Origin of the sequence: Salinicola sp. MH3R3-1, assembly GCF_001937155.1 — a bacterium.
GTDB classification, from domain to species: domain Bacteria; phylum Pseudomonadota; class Gammaproteobacteria; order Pseudomonadales; family Halomonadaceae; genus Salinicola; species Salinicola halophyticus.
Map to the genome: position 1 here is coordinate 65,629 of NZ_MSDP01000018.1, position 22,851 is coordinate 88,479.

Sequence of the window (22,851 nt, forward strand, 5' to 3'; positions counted from 1 at the left end):
GTCGCAGTGTCCACTTCAGGTTTCGAAGCCCGCCTTTCCTCCAATCCGCTCGATGCCACTCTGCGCAACGAGATTCTTGCCAACCCGGGCTTCGGCCGCTACTTCACCGATCACATGGTACACGTGCGCTGGACCAAGACCGGTGGCTGGCAGCGCGGCGAGATTCGCCCCTACGGGCCGCTGCTGATCGACCCGGCATCGCCGGTGCTGCATTACGGTCAGGAGATCTTCGAAGGCATCAAGGCCTACCGTCACGCCGACGGCTCGGTCTGGACCTTCCGTCCCGAGAAGAACGCAGCCCGCTTCCGCGCCTCCGCGCGTCGTCTGGCCCTGCCGGAACTCGATGACGAAACCTTCCTGGGTTCGCTCAAGACCCTGGTCGCGCAAGACGCCGACTGGGTGCCGACGCCGCAGAACGAAGCCGAAGAGTGCAGCCTCTACCTGCGCCCGTTCATGATCGGCAACGGCAAGTCGCTGGGCGTCAAGCCGGCGGCCGAGGTCGACTACTATCTGATCGCCTCGCCGGCGGCGGCCTACTTCAAGGGCGGCGGCAAGCCGGTCTCGATCTGGCTCTCCCAGCACTACAACCGCGCTGCGCCCGGTGGCACTGGGTTCGCCAAGTGTGGCGGCAACTATGCCGCGTCGCTGCTGGCCCAGGCCGAGGCCGAAAGCCATGGCTGCGATCAGGTCGCGTTTCTCGATGCGGCGGAAAACAAGTGGATCGAAGAGCTGGGCGGCATGAACCTGTTCTTCGTCTACCGTGACGGTCGCCTGGTCACGCCAGCGCTGACCGGGACCATTCTGGAAGGTGTCACCCGCGACTCCATTCTGGAACTGGCCCGGGATGCCGGCCTCACTCCGGAAGAGCGACCGATCAGCATCGATGAATGGCGCGATGGCGTGGCCAGCGGCGAAATTGTCGAGGTCTTCGCCTGCGGCACCGCGGCCGTCATCACCCAGATCGGCCAGCTGGTGACCGAGAACGATCGCATCGTGACGCCCCCGATCGAAGGCGAAGCGGTCAGCGCCAAGCTGCGCAAGCGCCTGCTGGATATCCAGTACGGCCGCAGCGAAGACACTCGCGGCTGGCTGATGCGACTGGCCTGATTCCGACCTACACTGGATGCCCGAGCGCCGGCTCGAGCGACAATGACCGCCTCCTGGGCGGTCATTGTGCTTGTAGCCTTCGCTTCACCAAGGAGAGACGCATGTTCAGCCACGTCATGATCGGAACCAACGATATCGCCCGCGCCAAGCGCTTCTACGACGCCGTTCTGGGCACGCTGGATATCGCTGAAGGCCAGCTTGGCGAACGCAAGGGGATTCAGCGAGTCTTCTACCGTCAGGACGGCAATGCCTTTGGCGTCACCGAACCGATCGACGGCCAGCCCGCCACGGTGGGCAACGGCAGCACCTTCGCCTTCCGCTGCTCCTCGGCCGAGCAGGCCGAGCGTTTTCACGATACCGCCGTCGCCCAAGGTGGCACCTCTGTCGAGGACGCGCCGGGCGTTCGCCACACTGCTATGGGCGACATGTTTCTCGCCTACGTGCGCGACCTCGACGGCCACAAGCTTTGCGCCGTTTACCGCATGGAGCGCGCCGACTGAGTCGGGCCTTGCTCACGGCCGACGATCAAACCCCATCTCCAGAGGAGAGCCAGATGAAACCCGTGATGATCATTACCGGTGCCGGACGCGGTATCGGCGCAGCAACGGCCATCATGGCCGCCCAGAAAGGCTACGCCGTGGCGGTCAACTATCGCAGTGACAAGGCCTCTGCCGACAAGGTGGTCGCCGAGATCGAAGCCGACGGCGGCCGCGCGCTCGCAATCCAGGCCGACATCGTCGACGAAGCGGCGATCGTCGCCATGTTCGAGACCGTCGACCGCGAGCTGGGAAGCGTCGATGTGCTGGTCAACAATGCCGGCATCGTCGACCAGATCAGCCGCGTCGACGAGATGAGCTTCGAGCGCGTCGACCGCATGATGAAGATCAACGTCGTCGGCCCGTTCATCTGTGCGCGCGAGGCGATCAAGCGCATGTCGACCAAGCACGGCGGCAAGGGCGGCGCCATCGTCAATATCGGCTCGGCGGCCTCCCACCTCGGCGGCCCGGGTGAATACGTCGATTACGCCGCCTCCAAGGGCGCCATCGATACCATGACCGAGGGGCTGTCGAAGGAAGTCGCCGGCGAAGGCATCCGCGTCAACACCATTCGCCCCGGCGTTATCCGCACCACCATTCACGCCAGCGGCGGCAACCCGGACAAGCCTGACGTGGCCGGCTCGGTGATTCCGATGGGTCGCATCGGCGAACCCGAAGAGATCGCCAACGGCATTCTGTGGCTGGCCGAGGCCGGATTCACGACGGGAGCGCTGGTCGACATCGACGGCGGCGTTTAAGAGAGGTCGGGGCCTGCGCGAGCGATTGGCGTTGTTGCACGGCGCGCGCGGGCCTCGCCTAACCCCCTGTTATGTCTCGTTCCTTACGCGCCGTGCGCCTAGCCACTCATCTCGCTCGGCGCCGACTCAGTGACGAGATGCTGAATCCAGCTTCGCGATGCGCATTGGAGAATCCTCAACTGCGCTCGCTTGGCTGGATTCGCTTTGCCTGAGGCTAGCTCGCACAATCGCTCGGGCCTCGAGGCTTAGGCCATCAAAAGCCGGATCAGGTAACATTGCTAACTCGCAACCCTGGCTCGTAGCTCGTAGCTCGTAGCTCGTAGCTCGTAGCTCGTAGCTCGTAGCTCGTCATCAACGGAATGTCATGACCAAAGTCGATTTCTACATCCTGCCCGATACCACGCTGGAAGCCCGGCTCAATTTCGCCTGCCGTCTGGCGGAGACGATCTATCGCAAGGGCTATCAGCTGCATATCCATACCCAGGATGAATCGATGGCGCGAGAGCTGGACGAGCTGCTGTGGACGTTCCGGGAAGATAGTTACGTCCCCCACCGGGTGGCGGGTGACGCCATGGACCCGGCGCCGCCGGTGACGATCGGCTGGGAAGCCGTGCCCGAGCCCGGCGTGCAGGCGATGCTCAACCTGAACGACGAGATCCCCGAGTGGTTCTCCCGGCTGGAACGGGTGGCCGAGATCATCAACCAGCATCAGGACGTGCTGCGCACCAAGCGCGCCTGCTGGAAGACCTACAAGGATCGGGGATATCGCGTCGAGGCGCATAAGCTCTGATCAGCGCAATAACCGGACGGTTCGCCGCTCGGCGCAGACATACCGGCCTGACTCCGCGGCCATCGACAAGGTATAATCCCCGCCATTTTTCGCTACGCGGCATTTCGCCGTGCCGCGTGTCGTCGTCACCGATTCGAGCCCGATAGCCGCCATGGACAAGACCTACCAACCCGATCAGATCGAAACCCGCTGGTACGAACGCTGGGAAGCCGACAACCGTTTCGCCCCGAGCGGCGAAGGCGAGCCGTTCTCGATCATGATCCCGCCGCCCAACGTGACCGGCAGCCTGCACATGGGCCACGCCTTCCAGGACACGATCATGGACACGCTGGTGCGCTGGAAGCGCATGCGCGGCAACAACACGCTGTGGCAGGTCGGGACGGATCACGCCGGCATCGCCACCCAGATGCTGGTCGAGCGCAAGCTGGCAGCGGAGACCGGCCAGACCCGTCACGATCTGGGTCGCGAGGCGTTCACCGACAAGATCTGGGAGTGGAAGGAAGAGTCCGGCGGGCACATTACTCGCCAGCTGCGGCGCATGGGTGCCAGTGTCGACTGGAGCCGCGAGCGCTTTACCATGGACGACGGATTCTACAAGGCGGTGCAGGAAGTCTTCGTGCGCCTGCATGACGAGGGCCTGATCTATCGCGGCAAGCGCCTGGTCAACTGGGACCCGACGCTGCATACCGCGATTTCCGATCTCGAAGTCGAGAACCGCGAGCAGCAGGGCCAGTTCTGGCACTTCCGCTACCCGCTGGCCGATGGCGCCAGGACGGCGGATGGCAAGGACTACCTGATCGTTGCCACCACGCGCCCGGAAACGCTGCTCGGCGATACCGGCGTGGCGGTCAATCCGGAAGATCCGCGCTACGCCTCGCTGATCGGCAAGTTCATCGAGCTGCCGCTGGTCGGCCGTCGGATTCCGATCATCGCCGACGACCATGCCGATATGGAAAAAGGCTCGGGCTGCGTCAAGATCACCCCGGCCCACGACTTCAACGACTATGAAGTCGGCAAGCGTCACGATCACGCCCTGATCAACGTGTTCTCGCAGGATGCCGCCGTCCTCGAGCGTGCCGAGGTGTTCGACCTGCAGGGCCGCCCGCTGCCCGATGTCGACGCCACCCTGCCGGCGGCCTACGCCGGGCTGGATCGATACGTTGCGCGTGAGCGAATCGTCGCCGACATGGACGCTGCCGGTCTGCTCGAGCAGATCGAGACGGTCACCAACACCCTGCCCTACGGCGACCGCTCCGGCGACGTGATCGAGCCGCTGCTGACCGACCAATGGTTCGTCGCCGTCGAGAAGCTGGCCAAGCCGGCGATCGAGGCCGTCGAAAACGGCGACATCGAGTTCGTGCCCAAGAACTACGAGAACATGTACTTCGCCTGGATGCGCGATCTGCAGGATTGGTGCATCTCGCGCCAGCTTTGGTGGGGGCATCGCATTCCGGCCTGGTACGACGCCGAGGGCAAGGTCTACGTCGCCCGCACCGAACAGGAAGCCCGCGACAAACACGGGATCGCGGCCGACGTGACGCTGACCCAGGACGACGACGTGCTCGACACCTGGTTCAGCTCGGGCCTGTGGACCTTCGGCACCCTGGGCTGGCCGGAAAAGACGCCTGAGCTCGAGACCTTCCACTCGACCAGCGTGCTGGTCACGGGGTTCGACATCATCTTCTTCTGGGTCGCACGGATGATCATGCTCACCGGCCACTTCACCGGCGAGGTGCCGTTCAAGACCGTCTACGTCCACGGCCTGGTGCGCGACGCCCAGGGTCAGAAGATGTCCAAGTCCAAGGGCAACGTGCTCGATCCCATCGACCTGATCGACGGCATCGACCTGGAAACGCTGGTCGCCAAACGGACCGGCAACATGATGCAGCCGCAGAAGGCCCGCGCGATCGAGAAAGCGACCCGTAGCGAGTTCCCGGACGGCATCGAGTCCCACGGTACCGATGCGCTGCGCTACACCTTCCTGTCGCTGGCCACCACCGGACGCGACGTCAAGTTCGACATGGGCCGACTCGACGGCTATCGCAACTTCTGCAACAAGCTGTGGAACGCCTCGCGCTACGTGCTGATGAACGCCGAAGACCAGGATGTTGGCCTCGCCGGCGAGAGCGTCGAGCTGTCATTGGCCGATCGCTGGATCATCTCTCGCCTGCAGCAGACCGAAGCCCAGGTCACCAAGGCGCTGGAAGAGTACCGTTTCGATCACGCCTCTCAGGCGCTCTACGACTTCGTCTGGAACGAGTACTGCGACTGGTATCTGGAGCTTTCCAAGCCGGTGCTGTGGGACGAGAACGCCTCCGTCGAGGCCAAGCGCGGCACTCGTCGCACGCTGGTCCGCGTGCTCGAAGTGATTCTCCGCCTAGCCCATCCGATGATGCCGTTCATCAGTGAAGAAATCTGGCAGCGCGTCGCCCCGCTGGCCGGCACCCGGTCGAAGGATGGCGACAGCCTGATGACGCAGCCGTGGCCGGAAGCGGATGCCTCACGGATCGACGAGCAGTCGATTCGTGACATCGATTGGCTCAAGGGCGTGATCGTCGCAGTGCGTAACATCCGCGCCGAAATGAATATCGCCCCCGGCAAGCCGCTGGACGCCCTGCTGACCAAGGGCGCCACCGGCGACCGCGAGCGTCTCGAGGCCAACCGCCTGTTCCTCTCCAAACTGGCCAAGCTCGAGAGCGTGACCTGGCTCGACGATCCCGAGCAGGCACCGCTCTCGGCGACGCAACTGGTCGGCGATATGGAAGTGCTGGTGCCGATGGCCGACCTGATCGACAAGGACGCCGAGCTTGCGCGCCTCGCCAAGGAGATCGACAAGCAGGACAAGCTGATCGTCGGTATCGAGAAGAAGCTCGGCAACGAAAGCTTTACCGCCAAGGCGCCGGAAGCGGTGGTCGAGAAGGAACGCGGCAAGCTCAAGGAGTATCTCGCGACGCGCCAGGTACTGGTCGAACAGCGCAACAAGATCGCCGCTCTATAAAGCAACTCGCTCAACACGACGGCTGACACTGTCGCTGCTGCCGCACCTCGAGCCCTCGACAATTCGTCGGGGGCTTTTTCGTTTCGAGCCAGGTTGGAAAACAGTCAAGCCGGACGGACTCATCGGAACGGCTGGCGACAAGGCAGGCGATGAGTTTTAGAACACTGTTCCTTATGTTTATCTTAAATTATAATCCTCGCAGACGAATCCTCTTGCGGGAGACATGACTCATGAACATGCAGTGGAAACGCGTGCTGGGGCTCAATCTGACCGGGCTGGTCCTGTTGCTGAGTTGGGCGCTACCCCATGGGTTGCCCTGGACCGATCTGGACGATCGGATATTCTGGACCTTCAATCACTGGATCACGCCGGAAAACGGTCTATGGGACGATCTGCTGGCGCTGCTCAATACGCGTTTCTTCGACGCCGCCTCGTTCGGCGTCATGGGCGTGTTGTTCACCATCGCCATGCGCCGAGACCCGCGGCCTGATCGATGGCGGCGCTGGCTCGGCATCGGCGTGACCATGCTGCTGACAGCCGGGGTGATCGCTGTGGTGACCAACAAGGCGATTACCTACGGCCACCCCAGTCCGACCCGATTCTTCGCACACGCGGCCCATCTGACCGACATCGTCTCGATTCCAACCAAGGACTCGGCATCGAACAGTTTTCCCGGCGATCACGGTTTGATGCTGATGATCTTCGCCGGCTTCATGCTGCGCTTCGCCGATCGGCGCACGGCGGGATGGAGCATCGCCTTCGTGCTGCTATTAAGCGCTCCCCGCATCATGGTCGGCGCACACTGGTTCAGCGACGTCTATATGGGCGCCCTGAGCATTGCCCTGCTCGCCCTGCCGTGGGTCCTCTGCACGCCGGTGGCGGGCGGCATGACGGCCCTCGTTCAGCGCTGGCTGGCGCGTCTGCCTCGGGCAAATTGAACACGAACACACGAAGCCGCCGATTCCGCTTCGCTGACGAAGAGGACGCTCACGCCCAAGCCGTAGCACTGTCCAGTGACATTGCTTCTGGACTTCCGATAATCTAGCGCGGTCTCAACGTCTGGAGAAAACATGGATAACCGAGTCGAACTGCGCCTCAGCCTGGATGACGGCAGCGTCAACATTCCGTACAGCGCGGAAGACAGTGAGAACGGAGAAGCGTACCCGTATCAACGACTCGTGGATGATCCAAAGCAGATCGACGCGATACCGGAAGTCCGCGAGTTCCCCCGCATCCGTGACGCGCTCGCTCGAATCAATCAGCCTGGCAACACTTTCGAAACTGCCAGGATGATGACCTGGCGCGATGACGAAGGCGGTCATTCAAGCGTGTGCGCGTTGGGATTCTTCTTCCAGGACAGAAGCCTCTTCGCCGGCCAGAGCCACTGCTACCGACTCGCCGGCAACCTGCTCAGCGCGATGCTTGACGATGAATTCATGAGCCAGCAGGCTTTCGCACCCATGCTCGAGATCCAACGCGCTCACCTGACCACCGAGCAACGCTCGGGCTGGATCATGGATCTCTATCTCGCAGGCACCAGCGAGGATGACCAGGCTTCGGCAGACGACGAGCTCCAGCGTAGAGTTTCGTGGCTTGCTGATTTCCTGAACCAGCAAACCTAACCCAGCTGGCGAATATCGCTCGGGCTTGAATTGGAGAGCGAAGTGGCGTGCGGCTACTGCACCACCTACGACGCGTCAGGTTCGCCCTACCGAGGCAGATGAAACGCTGGCAGCTCGAATCCCTCTGCGTTTGAACACCAGACTCCCCCTCGCGATGAATTTGAAACCGCACTGCGCCGTTTGGCCAAGATGCATGCGGCCTTGGGCATCCCGAGGATTGCATGGTCGTATTGGGTGCCATGATTGCTCCGTCCGAGGCACACGCGGCAGTGACCACACCGTTTACGCGCTCGGACCCGATCAACAGTGGAATAATTCTCACGGTCATTCGTCTTACCTGCAGCCGACAGTGACAGGGTTTCTCCCTATGTCGACAGCGACCGACACCGTAGGTCGTAGCTATTTCCATGACAGGAGTCGATGATGAAAACCAAGATAATGCCCCGCCTGGCCCAGATCGCTGCCGCCGTGGCCCTCGCCGGCATCATGCCGGTACTGGCGCAGGCCAACGATAGTATCGCCCAGCAGGAAGCCATGCAGAGACTGCACCAACCGCTGAATTTGCAGCCGGCCATGATGACGGCCAACCAGTTCGGCGCCTGGCGCCTGGATATTGGCGCGGGTCACAGTGAAGCCAGTGCCAATGCACTTCGCGCCGAACAGCACCGCACCGGCATGACCACCATGAAAGCGCTGGGCAGGGATCAGCAGAGCTTGATAGCGGAGGGACAGAGTGCTGCGCAAATGGCTGTTGTCAAACGGCTCTACAGCAACAACCCCGCCTGAAAGTCGACTGTTTGAAAGCGGTCGAAAACTCCCGAAGCCGAGGCTGATCACCTCGGCTTTTATCCGTTTGTCCCGTGCTCGATCGTTGGCGCGAAAGTTTTCCAATGACACCCGACCGGTGCAAAACCGGTCACTTACCGCCATGAGTTTGATGTAGAAACGCTAAAGCGATCAGGATCGATATGCCGCCGATCCGATCGCTTTTTTTATGAGTAACCCGTTCGCCTTTTCAGGAAAAGGGTATGCGGTTCACGGATGCTTTTGACCTTTCGTCATGCTTGCCAGTACGCCATCCCGACGAATCAAGCCGTGGTACAAGGCCGCCGTTAGGTGAATGAGAATGACGGCGAAAAGACTCAGCGCCAGCCACGTATGGGCGAACCGCAACGCGCTATACATTGTGGCAGAAGGCGACAACAGATCCGGCAGCGTGACGCCGGAAAAAAGAGTCACCGGATAACCGCCGGCCGAGAGCATGGTCCAACCGATAAGTGGCATCGCCAGCATCAGTGCGTATAGCATCCAGTGGGACAGATGGGCCGCCGCGCGCTGCCATGGCGGTAAATCCGACGGTAGCGCTGGCGTGCCGTACCGCCAGCGCACGAAAAGACGCACGATGACCAGCGCGAGAATTGCGATCCCCAGTGGCTTGTGGAGCTGGAGGAGCCAGACGTGACGCTCGGAAACCGTGGCGACCATGCCGATACCGATGAACAGCATCGACATGACCATGATGGCCATCGACCAGTGCAACAGGCGAGCAGGAACGGAAAAAGTACCGGTGGTCGGTGAGTTCATGATCGTGGCTCCTGAGTGGAGGGTGTGGCCGATTCGGCCTCCTCGCGGGTACGTCGGTTGTAGGATTCCGAATAGGCCGCGGAGCGCGCGCTCAGCAGCGGATCATCGGAGCCGGCGATGCCATCGGGCAGCACCAGCGGATCGTAGTTGATATCCCGACAGGGGCCGTCGGCCTGAGCCTGGGCGCTCTCGATGGTGACGACGCCGGCATCGATCTGGCGACGATCCTCGGGCCAGACCAGGGTGGCATCATTGGTCGGATCACCCGGATTCGCCACGGTCACGATCAGATGCCAACGCTGCGGCCCTTGCTCCAGGCGTTCACGCAGGTCTTTGGACAAAAAATCGGGATCCTGCTTCTGGGCGTCGGTCATCGCCGTGAACGGCGCTTCCGGTACCAGCCCCCAGCGTACGAAGTGGGTAGTCCCGGCGGCATCGATGAAGCGGAAGGCATCGAGGCTGTTGTAATCGACGTTGACGAAGCTCGAGGAGCGCTGGGCGGTTTTCGCCCATGCCAGGAATGGCTTGGTTTCCGGATGGTCGGCAAAGAAGGCCGACATTTTCGCGGCATCCGGCTTGCCGCTCTGCGAATCCGGCTGGGAGGCTTTCAACAGTTCCCAGAATGCCTGCGGTGTCGATACCGGAAATACCGGCATCGCGTTCATCGCGGTCCGCCACTGCTCGTCGTTCGGCAACTGGAATTGCAGCGCGAAACTGCGTATCGGCGGCATGCCATCATTGGCATGCGGGTCTCCTCCGGGAATCGCGAGGCGGCCGATGACCGGGCTAACGCGTCCCGTCTCGAAAACGCTGGCGCGGGACAGACTGGCCGCATTGCCATTGCTCTCGAAGCTGCCCACCACGCAGTATCCCTTGGCGTGATTGCGGCGATAGCCTTCGTGAACACCGGCGTTGTCTTCCAGCGTGTTGATCATCCGATCTGGGGTCAGCCGACTTGGGTCCAGCCAGCCGCCAACGTAGGCAAAAGCCGTCGCCAGGACGGCGATAACGAGTCCGATGACCGTGAACCGAAATATCGTGTTCAGCGGTGGTGGGGTTTTCGGGGTCATGTGCGCTCCGGGGAACGTTGCCTGAATGGAGGCAGTAGGACGACGCTGTCGACGCTTTATTCCCGCTCGTTGGATCGCAGTACAGAAATATTGGCAATTTCATCGACGACAGAAGGGAATAGAATTTCAGCCGGTTCGTCCTACAGCGACTTCCTTCGACACGCTGGAATCCCCATGAGCCCACCCGATGACGATCAACTGCGTGAAATACTGCCGCGTCTGCGGCGCTTTGCCCTGTCGCTGAGCCAGAACCCCAGCGATGCCGATGATCTGGTGCAGGCGACGATAGAGAAAGCGATCGGCCACTGGCAGCGCCGCCGCCCCGATGGCGATCTTCGCGCCTGGCTGTTTTCGATTCTGTATCGACAGTTCATCGACGGTCGCCGTCGCGCCGGGCGCTACGCTCGGCTCATGCAGCTGTTCACCAGCGACCCCCAGACCAGCGCCTCGACGGAAGATATCGTCGTGGCAAACGCCACCTGGGAGGCGTTCGATCGACTTTCTCCGGAACATCGGGCGCTGCTGATGCTGGTTTCGGTGGAGGGGCTGAGCTACCGCGAAGTCAGCGAAACCCTGGACATTCCGATCGGTACGGTAATGTCACGACTGTCCCGGGCACGCCGATCGCTGCGCGACCTGGACGAAGGAACATCGCGGGAAAAACCGTCGTCACCGTCACTCTGGAGACTCAAATGAATCCACGTCACCCCACCGAGCAGGACCTGCACGCCTATCTCGATGATCAGCTGGATGCCGAGCGCCGGCAGTGGATCGAATCCCGGCTCCAGGCCAATCCCGAACAGGCGGCGGAGCTCGAACAGTGGCGCATGGACGCAAGACGCTTGCGCGCGCGTTACGCCAACCCCCAACAGTGGCCAGACAACCCGGCGCTCGATCCCGCCGCGATTCGGCGTCGCCAGCGAGCCAGCCACCAACGCTGGCTGGCGACGGCAGCCATGCTGGTCATGACCCTGGGCATCGGCATGACCGGCGGTTGGAAAGTGCACGACATGATGACCCCGCCCTCGATTTCGGCGCAGCCGATGGCAGACGCCGTTCAGGCCTATCGCCTGTTCACCGACAGCGTCTCGTTCGACGGGAACACGACTATCGATAGAAACACGGCCATCGACGGCAACACTGCTATCGATGGGAACGGTATTGTCGACGCCAGCGATACCGCCGTCTCCGAACCGGACGCCAACAGTCGCGAGGGAATCGTCAAACTGTTTCAGGCCCATTTCAGCGACGGGATCATGCCGCCCGATCTTAGCGCCGCCGGCCTGGAGATGACGGGTGCGCGGCTGCTGGCCACCGATCAAGGGCCGGCCGCGATGGTGGTCTATCGTGACCGGACCGGGCGTCAGATGATGATGTACATACGCCCGCCGGGTGCCGGCAATCACATGCTGGAGCCGGGCAAGCGAATCGACGGCAAGCTCATGGCGCAGTACTGGTCGAAAGGCAATTACAACTATGCCGTCGTCAGCAAGCCGGACGATCCCAACGCCGCCATGCTCGAAGAGATGCTGCGGGAGAGTTGAGTCGTGCCGGAGCGGCCCATCGCGGTAGCGCTTTGCTCGGCAAGCATGACGACATCACGGCCGCTCAAAGCGGCCAGGTGATGACGAACGCACTGCCTCCTCGCCCAGTGGGCTGACAAATCGCCTGGCCGCCGTGTGCCTCCGCAATGGCCTTGACCACAGCCAGCCCCAGGCCGCTGCCGCCGCTTTTGCGTGACCGCGAGGGATCGCCACGGTGAAAAGCCTCGAACAGGTCAGAGGCAAGCGCCCTATCGATGCCGGGACCGTCGTCCTCGACGACGAGATGGCAGTGACCGCCCGCTGGATAGAGGCGAACCCGCAGACTGCCCGGCTCGGCATGCTGCTGGGCGTTTTCCAGTAACGCCATCAGCGCCTGACGCATACGCACCGGATCGCACTTCACCTTCAAATTAGCCTCGAGTTCACTGTGCAGATGGAACCCTTTTGCCGCCAGCGGCGCGGCGAAGGCCTGCAGAACACTGCCGAGTTCCTGGGCGAGATCCACCTCGACCCGGTGCAACTCCAGATGGCCGCTGTCATTGAGACTCAACACCCGCAGATCCTCGATCAGCCGGTTCAGACCTTCCACCTGGCGCAGCAAGCCATCGAACAGCTCGCTGCTGGGCGTGAAGACGCCTTCCGAAAGGCCCTGCAGACGTCCGCGCAAAATGGTCACCGGCGTGCGCAGCTCATGGGCGATGGCGGCGTTCCAGAACTCGCGTTCCCGGGTCACGCTTTGCAGCCGCTCGGCCATGGCGTTGAAATCGCGCACCAGCTGTGCCGTCTCGCCCATGGCCCTTTCGTCCGTCCGCGCACGCGCGGTCAGCTTACCCTGGGCCACTTCGCGCAGACTGTGTGCCACCGAATTCAATGGGGTGAGCAGACGTCGCGATAAACGGATAGCAACGAATACCGCCATGCCCAGCGCGGCAACCGTAGTGCAGACGATCCACGCCAGTTCGACCCGTGACGGCATCCAGCTGTTGGAGATGCTCTCCGGCAAATAGGCCGTGGCGATGGCGTAGAACACGTAGGAGCCGAACACCGCGATGAAGATGATGCCCAGCGCCATCACCGCCAGGGACTGGATAATCTGCCGACGCAGACCCGGCATGCGTTTCATGGCTCGCTGCCGAAACGATAGCCCACGCCCCAGACGCTGGCCGGCACGCCTTGGATGTCCAGGGCCTCGAGCTTCTTGCGCAGTTTGCTGACGTGGCTGTCCACCGTGCGCTCCTGGGTATCGCCCTCGGGCAGACAATGTTCCAGTAGCTCCGCCCTGCTGAACACCCGCCTGGGCGCCCGCATCAGACAGGCTAGCAGCTTGAACTCCGTCAGGGTCAGATCCAGCAACTGTTGCTGATCACCATTGCAGATGCTGGCTTCGTGGTTCTCCAAGTCGATCTGGAACGGGCCGACGCGCAGCATCTGCGTGGGGGCGGGCTCGCTCATCCGGGTGCGCCGCAGTACCGCTTGAACTCGCGCCACCACTTCGGCCGGATTGAAGGGCTTGACCACGTAATCGTCCGCGCCCAGACGCAGTCCCATCAGCTTGTCGAGATCCTGATCGAGCGCGGTGAGCATGATCACGGGGGTGTCTCCACGGGCGCGGATTTCACTGAGCACCTTCCAGCCGTCGACGCGAGGCATCTGCACGTCGAGCAGCAGCAGATCCGGCTTGAGCGATTGGTGCATGGACAGCGCTGCGAGGCCATCGGCGGCGAGCTGGGTGCGTAACCCGCTGCGCTGCAAATAGGCGACGAGAATGTCGGCGATCTCGGCTTCATCCTCGGCGATCAGTACCAGTGCCGAAGCAGGAGAAGCAGGGCTGACACGCGCGTGGCGATCGAACATGAGCGGACTCGATGAGTATGGTCCTGAATTTTATCGCGCCCTCCATGCTTTCTCCATAAAGCCTCGAATCATTCGCAATAGCAGCGAGCCAAACTGGGCCTCGGTCCTTTTCGGTTGCCGCCTGGCGCGACGACCCCTTGAGCGAGGTTAGTGTGGTATGCGCATCAGACAGCGGCAGTGGAGCATTCTGCTCGCAGGGTTTGCCGTGTTGGGGCTGACAGGCTGCGATCCCTCGCCACCCGATGCCACGAGCGAGGCGCCGTCACCGATTCCGGTCTCGGTGATGACGCTGGAAGCCGCCGACCTTTCGGTCACCGAGGATCTTCCCGGGCGCGTATTGGCCGTGCGTACTGCCGAAGTGCGCGCGCAGGTCACCGGCATCGTGAAACGCCGCCTGTTCGAGGAAGGCCGCGATGTCGAGGCCGGCAAGACGCTGTTCCAGATCGATCCGGCCCCCTTCAAGGCCGAGGTCGATATTGCCTCAGCGGCGTTGCAACGGGCCGAGGCGATGCTGGCCCAGGCTCGCATCAAGGCCGATCGTCTGGGGTCGTTGAGACGCAGCGAAGCCGTCAGCCGCCAAACTTACGACGATGCAGCTTCCCTCCGCGATCAGGCCACCGCCGACGTGGCCCAGGCCAAGGCGACTCTGGCGCGACGCAAGCTGGATCTGCAGTTCGCCAGTGTCGAGGCGCCGATTGACGGTCGCATCGACCAGACCCTGGTCAGCGAAGGCGCGCTGGTCTCGCCGACCGATACGACGCCCATGGCGCGAATCCAGCAGATCGACCAGGTGTATGTCGATGTGCGCCAGTCCGCTTCGGCACTGGAGACGTTGCGCCGCCAGACCGGCGCGGCGACGCCGGCGCTAACCGTGGAGATTCTAGGCAGCGACGGCAAGCCTCTCGGCATGCAGGGCCGCATCCTATTCTCCGGCACTCAGGTGGATACCGGTACCGGCGACGTGTTGCTGCGCGTACTGGTGGACAACCCGCAGCGCCGTTTGCTGCCCGGACTCTACGTGCAGGCGAGGGTCCCCCGTGCGCATTACCCCACCGCCCTGAGCGTGCCGCAACAGGCGGTGACCCGCACCGCCGGCCAGGCCAGCGTGTGGGTGGTGGACGCCCAGGGTCAGGCGCGGCCGGTGGCGATCGAGCTCGGGGAGTTGGTGGCACGCCGTTATCGCGTGGTGTCCGGGCTCAGTGCCGGCCAGCAGGTGGTGATCGAAGGCATCGAGCGCCTGAGCGAGAACGCGCGCGTCACCCCGCGCTCCTGGCATCCCGTCGGCGCCAGCGAACCGTACGACACCCGCGAATCGTCCGACATCCGCGAACAGTTCACCGCCGCCGCGCGCTGAGTCCGGAGAATCCGTCATGCCGCAGTTCTTCATCAACCGCCCGGTGTTTGCCTGGGTAATCGCCCTGTTCATCGTGCTGGCCGGCGTCATCGCCATCCCGCAGCTGCCTATCGCTCGCTACCCGTCGGTGGCCCCGCCCTCTGTGACCCTCTATGCCACCTATCCGGGCGCCACGCCACAGACGCTCAACGACTCGGTGGTAAGCCTGGTCGAGCGCGAACTGTCGGGTGTCAAGAATCTGCTCTACTTCGAGTCCTCGGTCGACACCTCGGGCACGGCGCAGATCACCGCGACTTTCAAGCCGGGCACCGACGCCGAGCTGGCCCAGGTGGACGTGCAGAACCGGATCAAGGCGGTCGAGTCCCGCCTGCCCCAGGCCGTGCGACAGAGCGGTCTGCAGGTAGAGTCCGCCGCCACGGGCTTTCTGATGATGGTCGGCATGACATCGCCCAACGGCCAGTTCGATGAAGTCGCACTGAACGACTATTTCGCGCGCAATATCGTCCAGGAACTGCGCCGCATCGACGGTGTGGGGCGCGTACAGCTGTTCGGCGCCGAGCAGGCCATGCGCGTCTGGGTCGATCCGAACAAGCTCAGCGGCTATGGCCTGACCATGAATGATCTGGCTCAGGCCATCGAGCAGCAGAATGCGCAGATCGCCCCGGGGCGGGTCGGCGACGAGCCGACGCTGTCCGGCCAGCGCCTAACCGTGCCGCTGACGGTGCAAGGGCAACTGACAAGCCCGGAGCAGTTCGCCGCGGTCGTGCTGCGTGCGGATGCCGATGGTGGCAAGGTGGTGCTCGGGGACGTGGCGCGCCTCGAGTTGGGCGCGGAGTCTTACGCCTTTTCCAACCGCGAGAACGGCGTGGCGGCGACCAGTGCCGCCATCCAGCTCTCGCCCGGCGCCAACGCGGTGCGCACCGCGGCCGCCGTACGGGAGCGTCTGGCCGAGCTGGCGCCGAGCCTGCCCGCAGGCATGGCGTACTCGGTGCCGTTCGATACCGCGCCCTTCGTCAAGGTGTCCATCGAGAAGGTGATCTATACCCTGTTCGAGGCCATGGCGCTGGTATTCCTGGTGATGTTCCTGTTCCTGCAGAACCTGCGCTGCACGCTGATCCCGGCCATCGTCGCGCCCATCGCGCTGCTCGGCACCTTCGCGGTCATGCTGCTGGCCGGCTTCTCGATCAACTCGCTGACCATGTTCGGCATGGTGCTGGCCATCGGCATCATCGTCGATGACGCCATCGTGGTGGTGGAGAACGTCGAAAGGCTGATGGCCACCCAGGGGTTGTCGCCGAAGGAAGCGACCATGCGGGCGATGCGGGAGATCACCGGGGCGATCATCGGGATCACCCTGGTGCTCACCGCCGTATTCATCCCCATGGCCTTCGGCAGCGGCTCAGTGGGGGTAATCTATCAGCAGTTCACCCTGTCGATGGCGGTGGCGATCCTGTTCTCGGCCTTCCTCGCCCTGACCCTGACGCCGGCGCTGTGCGCCACGCTGCTGCGCCCGGTCGGTGCCGAGCATCATGAGAAGCGCGGATTCTTCGGCGCCTTCAACCGAGGATTCGCGCGCCTCACGGCAGGCTACGGCGCGCGCGTGGCGCGCCTGGTCGGACGCAGCGGACGGATGATGGCAGTGTTCGCAGTGCTCTGCGCGGTACTGGTCATCGCCGCCCGGCAGTTGCCATCCTCCTTTCTGCCCGAGGAGGATCAGGGCTACTTCATGACTTCCATTCAACTGCCCACCGGTGCCACCAGCGAGCGCACGCTGGACGTGGTCAAGGCCTACGAGAAACACGTGGCCTCGCGCCCGGCGCTGGACACCAATCTGGTGATACTGGGCTTCAGCTTCGCCGGCTCCGGGCCCAATGCGGCCATGGCCTTCACCATGCTCAAGGACTGGGATCAGCGCGATGGGGCGACGGCTGCCGAAGAGGCGGCGCTGGCGCAGCAGGCCATGGCCGATAACGTCGAAGGCACGGTGATGAGCATGATGCCACCGGCCATCGACGAGCTGGGCACCTCCTCCGGTTTTACCCTGTTCCTGCAGGATCGGGCCAACCGCGGCGAGGCCGCGTTGCTGGCTGCACAGGCGCAACTGCTGAAACTGGCGGCGCAGAGCGGAGTGGTCAGCGATGTCTACGCGGATGGCCTGCCGCCCGGCGAGAGCATCCGCCTGGAAATCGACCGGCAGAAGGCCGAGGCCATGGGCCTCTCCTTCACTGCCGTGAGCAGCACGTTGTCGGCGGCGATGGGCTCGCTGTATGTCAACGACTTCCCCAATGCCGGACGCATGCAGCAGGTCATCCTGCAGGCCGATGCTTCGGCGCGCATGCAACTGGACGACGTGCTCGGCCTGCGCGTACGCAATGCCAATGGCGGCATGGTGGCGCTGCGCGAGGTGGTGACGCCGGTGTGGAGCGAGTCGCCGCAGCAGATGATGCGCTTTCAGGGCTTCTCCGCCGTGCGACTCGCCGGGGGCGCCGCACCGGGCGTTTCCAGCGGCGCGGCGATGGCCGAGATGGAACGCCTGGCAGCGCAGTTGCCGCAAGGCTTCGCCGTGGCGTGGACGGGGCAGTCGCTGCAGGAGCGCCAGTCGGCAGCGCAGGCGCCAGTGCTCATGCTGCTCTCGGCGCTGGTAGTGTTCCTGGTGCTGGCGGCGCTCTACGAGAGCTGGTCGATTCCGTTGTCGGTGATGCTGGTGGTGCCGCTGGGCCTGCTCGGCGCCGTGGCCGCGGTGATGCTGCGCGGTCTACCCAACGACATCTTCTTCAAGGTAGGGATGATCACCCTCATCGGTCTGTCGGCGAAGAACGCCATCCTAATCGTCGAGTTCGCCCGGCAGTTGCGCACCGAGGGGCGCCCTCTGGTCGAGGCCGCGGTGACCGCCGCAAGGCTGCGCCTGCGGCCGATCCTGATGACCTCACTGGCTTTCACCCTTGGTGTGGTGCCGCTGATGCTCGCCTCCGGCGCCAGCGCGGAGACTCAGCACGCCATTGGCACCGGGGTGTTCGGTGGCATGCTCAGCGGCACCCTGCTGGCGGTATTCTTCGTGCCGGCCTTTTTCGTTTTTGTCATCGGCACGCAGGAACGCCTCGCCACATGGCGTGCGCAGCGCGGCGAACGTCGCAGCCGTAGACCCTGACATAGTCTTCATCCCGATACCGGACGAGAGCCGATGTTCCTGTTTCCCGCTATTCCACACCGCTGGTTGATCCTGCTCGCCGTCATGCTGGCCTTCCTGCCGGTGGTCATCGACATGACGATCCTGCATATCGCCGTGCCCTCGCTGACCCTGGCGTTGGACGCCTCCGCCACCGAGGTATTGTGGGTCATCGACATCTACCCGCTGCTGATGGCAGGCCTGCTGGTGCCCATGGGAACGCTGGCCGACCGTATCGGCAATCGCCGCGTCCTGCTGACGGGTCTGGGAATCTTCGGCACGGCTTCGCTACTGGCCGCCTTCGCCCCGACGCCAGCCATGCTGATCGGGACACGGGCACTGCTCGCCCTGGGCGGTTCGATGATCATGCCGTGCGTGCTGGGTATCATCCGCCGCACCTTTGAGGATGACAAAGAACGCGCCATGGCGCTGGGCCTCTGGGGTACGGTGGGCGCAGCCGGCGCGGCGCTGGGGCCACTGATCGGTGGTGCCCTGCTGGAGCATTTCTGGTGGGGCTCGGCCTTCCTGATCAACGTTCCGATCATGCTGGCCGTCATGCCGCTGGTCTATCTTTTGCTGCCACGCATCGAGGAAACGACATCGGGTCAATGGCCGCCCTGGCAGGCCGTGTTGCTGATCGCCGGCATGCTCTCGCTGGTGTACGGCATCAAGGCGGCCTTCGGTGCGACACAGCCGTTGTATTTGGCACTCTCCGTGGCGCTTTCCGGCCTTGGCCTGCTGCTGGTCTTCGTACGTTTGCAGTTGCGCGCACCGGAGCCCTTGCTCGACCTGTCGCTATTCTCGCGCCCGCCGATCCTGGCCGGCATCATCATGGCCGTGGTCGCGAGTGGCGCACTGGCCGGCGTCGAGCTGACGCTGGCACAGGAGCTGCAGTACGTCTTGGATAGAACGCCGCTGCAAGCCGGCATCTTCATGATCCCGATCATGGCCGCGGCCGCTCTCGGTGGCCCGGTCGCCGGCTACCTTTCCAACCTGTTCGGCCTGCGCCTGGTCGCCAGCCTGTCACTGGCGATTGCCGCAGCGGCTTTGGCATGCCTGGCCCGTTCCGACTTTGGGCATCCGGGGCTGACGGTACCCCTGATGCTGGCGCTCCTTGGCCTGGCCCTCAGCCTCGGTCTGACCGCCTCGTCCATCGCCATCATGAGTTCGGTAGCGTCCAGCCAGGGCGGAGCGGCGGGTTCGTTGGAAGCCACGGCATACGAACTCGGCAGCGGACTGGGAATCACGCTGTTCGGTGTGTTCCTGTCCAGCGTGTACAGTCGCACCATCTTGCTGGCACCCGACATCACCCCCTCTCAGGCCGAGCGCGCGGCGCGCTCCATCGGTGACAGCTATGTGGTCGCCCGGGACCTCGCCGAGCCGCAGGCGACAGCACTGATCGCGGCAGGCAAAACCGCATTCTCCTCCAGCCATTCGATCCTGTTGATGACCGCCGCCGCCCTGCTCGCAGCTCTTTCCATCCTGGTAATCTACTTGCTCAGAGAGCATTCAACGTCTCGGCAATGACTCAAGGCGAAGATGCGCCGGGCCTCTGCTCTGCCCAGCCCAGCCCAGCCCAGCCCAGCCCCTCATCTTCGGCCCTTATCTTCAGCCCTTATCTTCAGCCCTTCGCCATCAGCCGTCGGTCGAACGCGTGAGCGTTTCCCATGCTTGGATCTCGTCGCTCATTGCAGACAGTTTATCGCGAACCAGTCCGAGCGCGTCGCTGCCCAGCAGCAGATGTGCCGGCGGTGTTTCGCTGGCGATGATGGCCAGCATGGCGCGGGCAGCCTTTGCCGGATCGCCAAGCTGCTGCCCGCTCTTCTCCTCGCGGGCACGCCGGATCGGATCGAACAGCGCGTCGTAATCGGGAATCGAGCGCGGTGTGCGAGACATCGAACGGCCGGCCCAGTCGGTACGAAACGAGCCGGGGGCCACGGCGGTGACGTGGATATTGAACGGCTTCACTTCCTTGCCGAGCACCTCGGAGATCCCTTCCAGCGCAAACTTGCTGCCGCAGTAATAGGCAATGCCCGGCATGGTGATGAAGCCGCCCATCGAGGTGATGTTGAGGATATGCCCGCAACGGCGGGCACGCATGTAGGGCAACACGGCCTTCGTCACGGCAACCGCACCGAATACGTTCACCTCGAACTGGCGACGCATCTCGGCCAGCGTGGACTCCTCCATGATCCCTTCGTGGCCGTAGCCGGCGTTGTTGACGAGAACGTCGATCGGCCCGACGCTCGCCTCGATGTCGGCCACGACACCGTCGATGGCATCGAAGTCGGTCACGTCGAGCACCCGGCCCACCGCGTTCGCCGGGTCGAGCTGCTCGAACGCTTGCCTGGCCTGTTCGTTGCGCACCGTGCCGACGACGCGGTGACCGCTAGCCAGCGCTTCCTGAGCCAGCGCCCGGCCGAAGCCGCTGCTGACGCCGGTGATGAGAATGAGGTTGTTGGACGACGATTTGCTGGACGACATGGCAATAGCTCCAATGAATCAGTGAGAGCTGCACATTACGCCTTTGATTTCCTTCCTTTCAGGCTTATTGTTCTAGTTTTATTGCCTATTCTTATCATCTCACGCGATACGATGAACAAGACCATTCCTACTCCACCGTCGGCTGAACAGCAGCACATGGTGGCGTTGCTTCGGGCGCTGGCGCCGAACGAGGGCTACAATCTGACCGCGCTGCCCGACGTGCGCATCCTGCGCTCGGATCGCCCCTTGTCGCGTACTCCGGTTCTGTACGATCCTGGCATCGTGCTCGTATGTCAGGGGCGAAAACAGGGGTTCTTCGGTGATCAGGTGTATCTGTACGACGAGCAGCACTACCTGGCGGTCTCGGTGCCGGTGCCCTTCACGATGGAAACCGAGGCGACGCCGGAACACCCGCTGCTGGCCATCTACATGCATCTGGATTTCCAGCTCGCCGCCGAGCTGATGATCCAGATCGAGCGCGATGCCGGGACAGCACGGCCGAGTGCGCCGCAGAGTTTGATGTCCAGCCCCATGGACGCGGCGTTACGGGCGTCTCTGGTGCGCTTTCTCGAAGCGATGAACCAGCCGCTCGAGGCGACGATTCTTGGCCCGGCGCTGGTTCGAGAGCTCTATTTTCGCGTGCTCACCGGAGCACAGGGCGATGCGATGCGAGCGGCGCTGGCCATGCGCGGGCAGTTCGGAAAGATCGGCAAGGCGCTACGCTGTATTCACGCGACTTACGCCCAGCCGCTCGATCTGGCGCAACTCGCCGGTGAAGCCGGCATGAGCGTTCCCACGTTCCACAACCACTTCAAGACCATTACCCACACCTCGCCGATGCAGTACGTGAAATCCACGCGGCTGCATCAGGCGCGCTTGCTGATGGTGCGTCAGGGAATGACCGCCGAGGCCGCCTGCCATGCCGTGGGTTATGCGAGCCCTTCGCAGTTCAATCGGGAATTTAAACGGCTTTTCGGATTGACGCCGGCCGCTGAAACGAGGCGCATGCGGGAGAACTTTGCGATACCGCCGGCCTTCGCCAAATCGGATTACGTCTCGTCGCATTGAGATCGATCAGAAGCCCGAGCGACGCAGCTCGCTGACGAACAACCCTATTGCCGAGATCAGGAAATAGATGGCGTGATTGCCCTCCGACTAGTAGGTAGCCTTGAAAAGCAAATAACAGAATCCGCCTATCGTCACGGCCACGAGGGATCGGCAAGAAAATACCCAATCAGCGCCGAGGGCTCGAAGCCGCCCCCGGGCCTTCGATATGGAAACCGCACTGGATACGGGCCAGCGGCTGTTTCATGCCGGCAGCTACGAAACTGTAGGGTTGGCGGCACTGACCGACGCACTCGGTGTGAAGCCGCCCAGTTTCTACAAGGCGTTTGGTAGCAAGTCCGAGTTTTTCGCACAGGTCATCGAGCGCTACGCACAATCGGCTCTCGCACTGGACGATATTCTGCTGCCCGGCCGGGCGCCGGCGGATGCACTGGCGGAATTGCTGGAGAGCGCCGCAAGAACCTATGCGCGAGATCCGGAACAGCGGGGTACCTTGTTCTCGAAGCCGCCCGAGGCAATGACGGAGATGACAGCGTCATTCACGCACGCCGGGTGGCAAATCAGCGCCGTTATCGACTTCGCGAATTTATCGCCCGCACCCATCCAGAGTGCGCATCGGCGGTGACCGACTTCGTAGCCAGCACGATGTCCGGGCTTTCAGCCAGTGCGCGAGAAGGCATGGACGAATCCCGGTTACTCGGTGTAGCACGCACTGCCGTTGCAGGCCTGGAGGCGCAATTGGATTCGGATTAATGGTGGGTATGCACCTTCATCTCATTGTTGAGGTCATAACCTAGGCGTTCGACAGGTTCGGGATCATGTCGAGCGGCTAACATCGAGCTGGCAGCTACCTGGCCGAAGGACTGCTTATCAATGGGGAGACTTCGAGGATGGTGGGCCCAGTAGGACTTGAACCTAC

Annotated in this window: 20 protein-coding genes; 15 read left to right on the top strand and 5 right to left on the bottom strand. The window is 63.1% G+C overall.

All coding sequences use genetic code 11. The features are described from left to right. Positions 1 to 6: 6 nt before the first annotated feature. The 8 genes from BTW08_RS11605 (at position 7) to BTW08_RS11640 (ending at position 8,597) form a co-directional block, all read left to right on the top strand. Positions 7 to 1,107, top strand: coding sequence for a branched-chain amino acid aminotransferase (locus BTW08_RS11605; protein ID WP_075562685.1), 1,101 nt, complete (start codon positions 7 to 9; stop codon positions 1,105 to 1,107). 101 nt (positions 1,108 to 1,208) lie between these two features. Continuing rightward, positions 1,209 to 1,607, top strand: a complete 399-nt coding sequence (locus tag BTW08_RS11610; RefSeq protein ID WP_075562686.1) for a VOC family protein — start codon at positions 1,209 to 1,211, stop codon at positions 1,605 to 1,607. Between the two features lie 53 nt (positions 1,608 to 1,660). Then, a complete protein-coding gene (locus BTW08_RS11615; RefSeq protein ID WP_075562687.1) occupies positions 1,661 to 2,401 on the top strand; it encodes an SDR family oxidoreductase in 741 nt (246 codons plus the stop codon). 364 nt (positions 2,402 to 2,765) lie between these two features. Beyond that, complete coding sequence (locus tag BTW08_RS11620) at positions 2,766 to 3,191, top strand: DNA polymerase III subunit chi (protein ID WP_075562688.1); 426 nt, start codon at positions 2,766 to 2,768, stop codon at positions 3,189 to 3,191. A 151-nt stretch (positions 3,192 to 3,342) separates the two neighbouring features. Beyond that, positions 3,343 to 6,189, top strand: coding sequence for a valine--tRNA ligase (locus BTW08_RS11625; protein ID WP_075562689.1), 2,847 nt, complete (start codon positions 3,343 to 3,345; stop codon positions 6,187 to 6,189). Positions 6,190 to 6,419: 230 nt separating this feature from the next. Next, positions 6,420 to 7,127 (top strand): phosphatase PAP2 family protein, encoded by a 708-nt coding sequence (locus BTW08_RS11630; RefSeq protein ID WP_246837716.1) that lies wholly within the window; start codon positions 6,420 to 6,422, stop codon positions 7,125 to 7,127. Between the two features lie 132 nt (positions 7,128 to 7,259). Next, the gene (locus BTW08_RS11635) at positions 7,260 to 7,811 is read left to right on the top strand and encodes a hypothetical protein (protein ID WP_075562690.1); all 552 of its coding nucleotides are present in this window, start codon (positions 7,260 to 7,262) and stop codon (positions 7,809 to 7,811) included. Positions 7,812 to 8,234: 423 nt separating this feature from the next. Next, positions 8,235 to 8,597 (top strand): hypothetical protein, encoded by a 363-nt coding sequence (locus tag BTW08_RS11640; protein ID WP_075562691.1) that lies wholly within the window; start codon positions 8,235 to 8,237, stop codon positions 8,595 to 8,597. A 249-nt stretch (positions 8,598 to 8,846) separates the two neighbouring features. On the opposite strand, the gene BTW08_RS11645 is transcribed toward BTW08_RS11640, so the two are convergent. Together BTW08_RS11645 and BTW08_RS11650 are read right to left on the bottom strand one after the other, a co-directional pair. After that, positions 8,847 to 9,395: a cytochrome b gene (locus BTW08_RS11645; RefSeq protein WP_075562692.1), complete on the bottom strand. Its 549-nt coding sequence runs from the start codon at positions 9,393 to 9,395 to the stop codon at positions 8,847 to 8,849. After that, positions 9,392 to 10,465: a catalase family peroxidase gene (locus BTW08_RS11650; protein ID WP_075562693.1), complete on the bottom strand. Its 1,074-nt coding sequence runs from the start codon at positions 10,463 to 10,465 to the stop codon at positions 9,392 to 9,394. The genes BTW08_RS11645 and BTW08_RS11650 overlap by 4 nt, the downstream gene beginning before the upstream one ends. Before the next feature lie 174 nt (positions 10,466 to 10,639). On the opposite strand from BTW08_RS11650, the gene BTW08_RS11655 reads away from it, so the two are divergent. Both BTW08_RS11655 and BTW08_RS11660 read left to right on the top strand, forming a co-directional pair. Then, a complete protein-coding gene (locus tag BTW08_RS11655; protein WP_075562694.1) occupies positions 10,640 to 11,161 on the top strand; it encodes an RNA polymerase sigma factor in 522 nt (173 codons plus the stop codon). Further along, entirely contained in the window at positions 11,158 to 12,009 is an 852-nt protein-coding gene (locus BTW08_RS11660) for an anti-sigma factor (RefSeq protein WP_075562695.1), read from the top strand. Before BTW08_RS11655 ends, BTW08_RS11660 begins: the two co-directional genes overlap by 4 nt. Before the next feature lie 64 nt (positions 12,010 to 12,073). On the opposite strand, the gene BTW08_RS11665 is transcribed toward BTW08_RS11660, so the two are convergent. Together BTW08_RS11665 and BTW08_RS11670 are read right to left on the bottom strand one after the other, a co-directional pair. Continuing rightward, complete coding sequence (locus BTW08_RS11665) at positions 12,074 to 13,132, bottom strand: ATP-binding protein (RefSeq protein WP_075562696.1); 1,059 nt, start codon at positions 13,130 to 13,132, stop codon at positions 12,074 to 12,076. Next, positions 13,129 to 13,863, bottom strand: a complete 735-nt coding sequence (locus BTW08_RS11670) for a response regulator (protein WP_075562697.1) — start codon at positions 13,861 to 13,863, stop codon at positions 13,129 to 13,131. The genes BTW08_RS11665 and BTW08_RS11670 overlap by 4 nt, the downstream gene beginning before the upstream one ends. A 157-nt stretch (positions 13,864 to 14,020) precedes the next feature. On the opposite strand from BTW08_RS11670, the gene BTW08_RS11675 reads away from it, so the two are divergent. Genes BTW08_RS11675 through BTW08_RS11685 form a run of 3 tightly spaced genes read left to right on the top strand, consistent with a single transcriptional unit; the run spans position 14,021 to position 19,910 of the window. After that, a complete protein-coding gene (locus BTW08_RS11675) occupies positions 14,021 to 15,217 on the top strand; it encodes an efflux RND transporter periplasmic adaptor subunit (protein ID WP_075562698.1) in 1,197 nt (398 codons plus the stop codon). 16 nt (positions 15,218 to 15,233) lie between these two features. Continuing rightward, on the top strand, positions 15,234 to 18,365 hold the full coding sequence (locus BTW08_RS11680) for a multidrug efflux RND transporter permease subunit (protein ID WP_075562699.1): 3,132 nt from the start codon (positions 15,234 to 15,236) through the stop codon (positions 18,363 to 18,365). 33 nt (positions 18,366 to 18,398) lie between these two features. Beyond that, on the top strand, positions 18,399 to 19,910 hold the full coding sequence (locus BTW08_RS11685) for an MFS transporter (RefSeq protein ID WP_075562700.1): 1,512 nt from the start codon (positions 18,399 to 18,401) through the stop codon (positions 19,908 to 19,910). Positions 19,911 to 20,018: 108 nt separating this feature from the next. Here the strand turns inward: BTW08_RS11685 and BTW08_RS11690 are convergent, their stop codons facing one another. Beyond that, entirely contained in the window at positions 20,019 to 20,867 is an 849-nt protein-coding gene (locus tag BTW08_RS11690; protein ID WP_075562701.1) for an oxidoreductase, read from the bottom strand. Between the two features lie 21 nt (positions 20,868 to 20,888). On the opposite strand from BTW08_RS11690, the gene BTW08_RS11695 reads away from it, so the two are divergent. Continuing rightward, complete coding sequence (locus BTW08_RS11695; protein WP_246837718.1) at positions 20,889 to 21,935, top strand: AraC family transcriptional regulator; 1,047 nt, start codon at positions 20,889 to 20,891, stop codon at positions 21,933 to 21,935. Positions 21,936 to 22,140: 205 nt separating this feature from the next. Continuing rightward, the gene (locus tag BTW08_RS11700; RefSeq protein WP_210403242.1) at positions 22,141 to 22,557 is read left to right on the top strand and encodes a TetR/AcrR family transcriptional regulator; all 417 of its coding nucleotides are present in this window, start codon (positions 22,141 to 22,143) and stop codon (positions 22,555 to 22,557) included. Positions 22,558 to 22,851: the final 294 nt, after the last annotated feature.